General features: G+C 60.4%; 6 protein-coding genes and 3 pseudogenes. 2 read left to right on the plus strand and 7 right to left on the minus strand.

Features of this window, described 5'->3' with window-relative positions; genetic code table 11:
* The first annotated feature begins 202 nt into the window (after positions 1 to 202).
* On the plus strand, positions 203 to 445 hold the full coding sequence (locus tag CKW40_RS41660) for a DUF982 domain-containing protein (RefSeq protein ID WP_095205312.1): 243 nt from the start codon (positions 203 to 205) through the stop codon (positions 443 to 445).
* Between the two features lie 235 nt (positions 446 to 680).
* Here CKW40_RS41660 and CKW40_RS41665 read toward each other — a convergent pair.
* The 5 genes and pseudogenes from CKW40_RS41665 to CKW40_RS44285 all read right to left on the minus strand — a co-directional run.
* Positions 681 to 1,395 (minus strand): annotated as a pseudogene (locus tag CKW40_RS41665) (lactate dehydrogenase); the annotation flags it as partial.
* Between the two features lie 63 nt (positions 1,396 to 1,458).
* Positions 1,459 to 1,542 (minus strand): annotated as a pseudogene (locus CKW40_RS45695) (hypothetical protein); the annotation flags it as partial.
* A 264-nt stretch (positions 1,543 to 1,806) separates the two neighbouring features.
* Complete coding sequence (locus CKW40_RS41675; protein ID WP_095205313.1) at positions 1,807 to 2,097, minus strand: DUF982 domain-containing protein; 291 nt, start codon at positions 2,095 to 2,097, stop codon at positions 1,807 to 1,809.
* 209 nt (positions 2,098 to 2,306) lie between these two features.
* Positions 2,307 to 2,903 carry a phospholipid N-methyltransferase PmtA gene (gene pmtA, locus CKW40_RS41680; protein ID WP_095205314.1) on the minus strand — a complete coding sequence of 199 codons (597 nt, stop codon included), beginning with the start codon at positions 2,901 to 2,903 and terminating at the stop codon, positions 2,307 to 2,309.
* Positions 2,904 to 3,306: 403 nt separating this feature from the next.
* Positions 3,307 to 3,480, minus strand: coding sequence for a hypothetical protein (locus CKW40_RS44285; protein ID WP_179298317.1), 174 nt, complete (start codon positions 3,478 to 3,480; stop codon positions 3,307 to 3,309).
* Between the two features lie 237 nt (positions 3,481 to 3,717).
* Here CKW40_RS44285 and CKW40_RS44290 point away from each other — a divergent pair, with 237 nt between their 5' ends.
* Positions 3,718 to 5,022: a DUF5623 domain-containing protein gene (locus tag CKW40_RS44290; RefSeq protein ID WP_244571557.1), complete on the plus strand. Its 1,305-nt coding sequence runs from the start codon at positions 3,718 to 3,720 to the stop codon at positions 5,020 to 5,022.
* Positions 5,023 to 5,148: 126 nt separating this feature from the next.
* Here CKW40_RS44290 and CKW40_RS41695 read toward each other — a convergent pair.
* Together CKW40_RS41695 and repC are read right to left on the minus strand one after the other, a co-directional pair.
* A pseudogene (locus CKW40_RS41695) lies at positions 5,149 to 5,512 on the minus strand (SMC-Scp complex subunit ScpB); the annotation flags it as partial.
* A gap of 102 nt (positions 5,513 to 5,614) precedes the next feature.
* The coding region (gene repC / locus CKW40_RS41700; protein ID WP_244571558.1) for a plasmid replication protein RepC at positions 5,615 to 6,156 on the minus strand (542 nt) is incomplete at its 5' end.

Raw genomic sequence — 6,156 nt, forward strand, 5'->3', positions numbered from 1 at the left:
GCCCTCTACCTCTGCCGGCATCCCCGCCCGCCGCCAGAAGCGCCGGCATTGCAGCAGAGTTCGCGCCAGGTGGCTGGCGCAGAAAGGTGAAGGCCGGCAAGGTTTGGTGGCCCTATTCGGCCCTCGGTAATGCATGTATGAAACGAGCCGACGTCATGGCAGGCGCAGACCGCACCAAGCTCGGAATTGAGGGTGTAATTGGATGTCGAGCAGGTTCGTCCGACCCGTGGTGGTGCAAGTTGGCCGACATGACCGCGAGCGCGTCATTTTCGATGTGAACGACGCGGCCACGATTCTGCTCCGGAGCTTCCAGGATCAGACGAAGAAGCGGAAACTGGCTATGGATGCATGCCTTCAGGTTCTGCGTGGCGAAGCCCACCCGCTGGTTGCCAGACGGGCTTTCGTTGTGGCGGCGTTAGAAGCGAAAATTCTGCGCAGTGATTGAGCTCCAAGATGATAATAGCCTCAATCACTTCCAAACTGGTGCAAAGGCAGTAACGCAGACAAATAACTCGAACGAACGCTTGCTCCGTAGCGGCGATGCATAGCCAACTATTGAGTGCTGCGGTTGTCGCGCAAGATTGATTCGTTGGATCATCCGCCGATGCTCAGGTTTGCGGCGGAGGTCTTTCCGGTTGGTGGAACGCAACCCTGTCGTCGCCGCCAGAAGGGCCGCATTGCTTCTCCGGCACGCCGTCGGCGCTGCCCCCTTGCGGATCTTCACGACGACGGGCTCGCCGTCGATGACCTGCATGAGGGCCTCTGGAGTTGTCGAAGAAGAAGCCGCCTTCACGCACATGCAGGGCGGGCAAATCGATGACGCCATGGTCGTCGGCATCTTCGATATCGAAGTCGATCCCGGTGGGCTCGCCGTCATAGAGAGCTTTCGGAAGGAGATTGATGTCGGCCGACAGCGCGGCGTCGAGGCCCGCACCCTGGCGGGGCAAGCATGTGTAGGTTTCGCCGAAGGGCCCGGACATCAACGCGTGCCGGCCGAGCACAAAATCCGGATGCCGGGCGAACCAACGGTTTACACGGATTGCGCCCTCGTCATTCGCGGCTGGCCGGACCTCCTCGATGTCGAGCCAGGATAGATCGCCCTCGGGCTCGCCGACCTTGCGCTTGCGCAGGAACAGGATGTCGACCACCACGTTGGTGCCGGCCTCAGTGCGAAAACTGCGCTCCGGCAGGCGGATCGCCGCAATCAGGTCGGCCGATTTGGCGATGTGCTCGCGGGCAGTGCCATCGGCCTTGTCCATGGTACCGGCGCTGGTGACGAAAGGCCGCGAAGGCGCCGGGTTTGAGAAGATTAATCGAGCGCGCAATATCGCGCAGGCGCAAGGACAGCGCGCCATAGGCCCGGTCCGAACGAACGGTGCGATCGGAGAAGGGCGGAATATGTTCTGCAGAACATATTCCGCCTTGGACTAACCCGCTCCGCCACGGCGCGGCCCACATGCTGCCACGAGGGCCCTCCCGCAGCAGGTCGTGGCGCATGGCGGCGCCGATCACAGACTCGGGGAGATGGCGCTCCTCGCGCAGGTAGCGCCAGGTCCTCGAGCCCGGCTACGGCTTGCGGCGGACGCTCCAGCGAGCGGCCACGTCGAGATCCGGCTCGCGATCCCGGGCCCGCCGCTTCCACACCGGTTCGCGCGGCTCGTACCCGACCAGCCGGGCAACCAGCATCTTCGCCTCCAGACCTCAATCGCCAAGCACATGTTTCGAGCGCGGCTGCGAGGAAAGACCTGCTAGCGCACGGTGGAATGGCCCTCACCGCGCGGTACCGCAGACAGGCGTGTGAGAACCCTAAGCCCGCACGATCTTGCAGGCGGCGATCCACTGCATGGCAGATATTGGATCTTCCAAAATGGCGGCTCGCTTGGCGAAGTCGAGAAAAGCATGGCGTGCAGCGCTTACGGGTTTCTGCCCGTCACATGCATCATAGCATGCCCGAAGGGCAGTCTGATGAAGCCGGTCACTTTGATCTTCGGGCCAGTCATTGAGAAAATCGATAGCGTCCGCAAGGCTGGCGATTTCTTGTACGATATACCGAGCGCGCCTCACGAAGATGGGGCTGCTGAAATCCTCCGCGTTCATTCGCTCCTCCCAACTTGCAGAACACTCTCTGCGTAGAGCCGTCCGCAGGGCCGTCGGCCATCGCACAATGTGCTGTCGGGCCCGTGACCATTCAAGGGGGCGCAGAAGTACTCAAGCGCCAGCGCCAGCGCAGCTCTAAGCTGGCCCAACTCTCGCTCTGCTTCAGGCACGATTTCGCGGGGCGCGCAGCGCGCTGGCTGCGTTCAGAGTCAGACCGCCCGGCGGTAAGTCCAGAGCTGCGCGGGCGGTATATTGCGGACGACGAAATCGTAGTGTGACACGATGTAGCGGTCCGGCATCTTGATCACTGGCGACAACGGTCCGTAGGTGATTTGCATCACTGGCCTGCCAGCAGGGATGCGGGTCAGCAAATCCTCAAGCAAGGCGATGCGCCGCTCCATCGGGAAGCTCAACATCGGCACCGCGCTTATGACACAGTCGAACTGTTCGGCGTTTCGCTCCGCCAGGACTTCATCCAGCGAAAACACGTCGCCCAATCGAACATCGACGTCTGGAAAGCGCCGCGTCAGGCGGTGACAGAAATCCTTGGAGTACTCAACCGAGATCAGCTGCTGTGGCTTCACGCCCTTGTCCAAGATAGCCTTGGTGATTACGCCGGTTCCCGCCCCAAGCTCAAGAACGGGCAGCCCGGACGCTGGCCTGATCACGCTAGCCATGCGGCGCGCCGCATGAACGGAAGTCGGCATAAGCGCGCCCACTCCTTTTTTGTCCTTTTGCCAGCACCGGAAGAATTGCACTTCTTCCTCAAACTTCCGGCCGAGGCGCTCCTTCAAGCGAAAGACCATGTCTACTCCCTGCTACGGCTATTCATCGGCGTCGCTTTGACGGAGGGACGTTTGGACAAGTTTTTCGACATTTACAAGCGCTGACGGCGTTGAAACGGCGTCGGAGTTTGCGTCGGCCGGAACGAAGACCGGTCGTTCGACTCCATCGGGACCGCCAGCACGGTTCGCGTCTGCATCGCCAGTCCTCATCGTGGGGTCTGTCTACGAAGGCTGGAAGGCGAAGCCCAAGCCGGCCAGACTCTGTGGCCAAGCGCGGCGTCAGCAGAGCGACAATTCGCAACTGCTCGGCACCAACGCAAAAGGATCGAAGCCAAATCGGCGGGAATTCGCTGATGGCGAGAGCCTTGTCCGTTCCCGCGCTTCGTGTCTCGCTGGAAACGGTCGCGCGCAATAGCATCTCCGTCTACTGCGGTTTCTTCGACACGTAGATACCCGCGCCGAATTCAACGCCGCTCGGAAAGTCCGAGCCGGGAGATGGCGTGCTCAAGTCCATGCCTGTTGAGCGCGGCAGATCGCCAGTCTCGCGCGGGATTCCGAGACGCAGCTCGACAGGATTGGAATCAAGCCTGGCGAACATGTCGTCGATCTCGGCTGCGGCCCCGGAGGTGTGCTGCACCTTCGATTGGGGCGTTCAAATACTTCTCACGAAAAGAAATCAGTTGTATCCTACGAATCGGCGCTCTGGCAGGAGCGCGCCGCCCGTCGTTGCGAAGCTGTTGACAGCACTGCCGATGCTGACGCTCCCGTTCATGTCATGTTCGGGCTCGCGAGGTGGTTGACGGGCGACACTTCCCAACGAGCCAGGAGAACTGGCATGTCCAAGACAGATGTTCAGCTGTCCTCGATTGAGGGCATAAAACGCCTTGCTAAGGCTATCTCGAAGCGAGATTCGATCTCCCACAGCAAAGCCCTCGACACGGCATCACAGGTATCGGGCTTTGGCAATTTTCAGCATGCACGCCGATCATTGGCCGCGTATTCAGCGGACACCAGCCCGGCGCGGAACGTCGTCTATGTCTCCACCTTCTGGCGGGATGGCCAAACGCGAACCTCCGGTCGCGAGACGATCCGGGTATTACTTGCAAAGCGACTCGATGAACTGATCAAGCCAGCGCAGTATCGATATGCTCACAAGCTCGGTCGTTTCAGACGTCATGCCTCAGACCATGTGATCGATGAGTATAGACCAGACTCGGCGAGCGCGGCTCTGGCGCGCGTGTGTGGTGCTGCGAGGGTCCTGCAGTTCATGGATATTACCGGGCTGCGGCCGTCCAAGGCACGCGTCGAACCCCGAGAGGGATATTCGGGCCGCCTGCCGGGGTGTGACCATGGAAGCGCCTGGTACGATCCAGTCGCAAAGCATCACGTCGGAGCCGACGAACCTTACTCAGGAAGTGTCCAGTCCAAAATTGCCGAGCGTGACGCCTGGGCGAGGAAACACAATTGGTCACTGGCAAGGCCAGAATGGGCGGGGATGTACTATCCGGAAGGCAGCAGTGAACTTTATCTGTATGCCGACGCTTCGAAGGGATATTCGCTCGATGGGCTGCTGCAGGCGCTTTCCAAGGCTTCTTCACCGATCGTACCGGCGAATTGTGACAAGGTCGCCATCGACGCTCACGCTCCTTTTGTGACGCCGGGAGAGAAGGCTGATGCCGAGGCGAAGCTCGCGAGCGACGTCCAACGAAAAGCACCCTCGCCACGTGGTCCTAAAATCACTGTCGAGTACCGGCTGCCGCTCAGTGGCAAGCGGCGCCGGCGTCCGAAGGCGGCAATGCCTGTGGACGCGCATGCCAAGATAGGCGAGTTGCTAAAGCGTGTGCTCATCGACATGCGGGCGCGCGCGGGCGTTTACAAGCGCGTTGATGCCGTCCGAGGCGAGCTTGATGATTGGGTTCAATGCGAACACGATCGGCAGGCTATGTCCGATGCGGTGTTTTTCGGCCTCTACTACGGAGAAAATTCCACCGGCGGAAAGCCAGAAACTGGCAAACAGCACATCGAAAACCTCCGCCTCGCAGGGTCCATGCTGATGCAGCACTATCCGGATTGTGCGCCGGTGAGGGACCTTGTGGGGAAAATCGATCTTGCCGTCAGATCGATCGAGAAGCTACGGTGACGATGGTCGCTCGCAGAAACAAGCCCGTTTGCCGTGGACCAGATGACATCCAATAAGTCCGGTATCGCGGGCTATCAATCCAGCAAGTTGGAGAGCGGCCGATCCTCTGGCCTCGGCACATACCCTCTATTCGTCGATGGAGGGGTCAGGACCACTCTCGCCGGGGTCCGAAAACCGCGGCATGATGTCCCCCGCGAGCCAGTTTTTCCTTCGACAGCAGGCCTACATCCTCGAGCGCCTCGAAGTCGGGGAGATCACGAAGAGTGTCGAGCCCGAACTCCAACGCCTTTGTCGTCACGTAGGTATAGGACGCGCCGGGCGTCGGGCTGCGTGGGCCGGAGGCGATCATGCCGGATCCGCAACGCAGATGGCCAATCAGGTTGCGGCTGATCACCTTGCCGAAAAACGACGACAGTTCTCCACGCGTGATCGGCTGGAAGTAGGCGATTGTCATCAGCACCAGCACCTCCGATTGCGTCGGGTCGACCGCGCAGTCCTCGCACTATTGCAACGACGCCGAGCAGCAATTGGGGCACTCGGCGCGGCTGATCGTGTAGCGGCCATCGGCAACGCCAAAAATTTCGCGCTCGGATCAACCCGTCATCTTTGCTGTCACCCCGTTCGTTCGCAACGCCGCCATCAACATCGGTCCCACCGAAAACTCCCCTGCCCTCGCCTTTTCGGTCAGCACGCGCAGATATCCGCCCGCCGAGTTGATGTGCTGGGAACGTTGCAGGATGCAGGCGATCACCACGGCAGCCGTCTCCTGGCCCATTGTGTGGCAAGCATCCTCGTAAGCCGACGGCGAGACCCCGAGGTATCCGCGGACCTGGGCCGCGGTGATCATGAAATCGCGCCAGCTGCCAATTCCCTCCACGGCATAGTCGACAATGTCGGGGCACGCTTTCAGCACAAGGCCAAGCGGATAGCCTTTCGGCTTCCCGTCGGGATTTGGCTCTGCCCGCGCCGTGCTTTTTTCTAAAGCAGGTTCAAATTCAAAGATAGAGTCGGTATTTGAATATGATTGCTGCCGCTCGTTTTGAGACTCATTGCCGCTCGGATTCGTGGAATTCATGAAGCTTTCCAGCAAGATGTCCACTTCCTCGTGCAACGCGGCCAGACCACCCACAATCA

The organism is Mesorhizobium carmichaelinearum (assembly GCF_900199455.1).
Classification (GTDB): Bacteria; Pseudomonadota; Alphaproteobacteria; order Rhizobiales; family Rhizobiaceae; genus Mesorhizobium; species Mesorhizobium carmichaelinearum.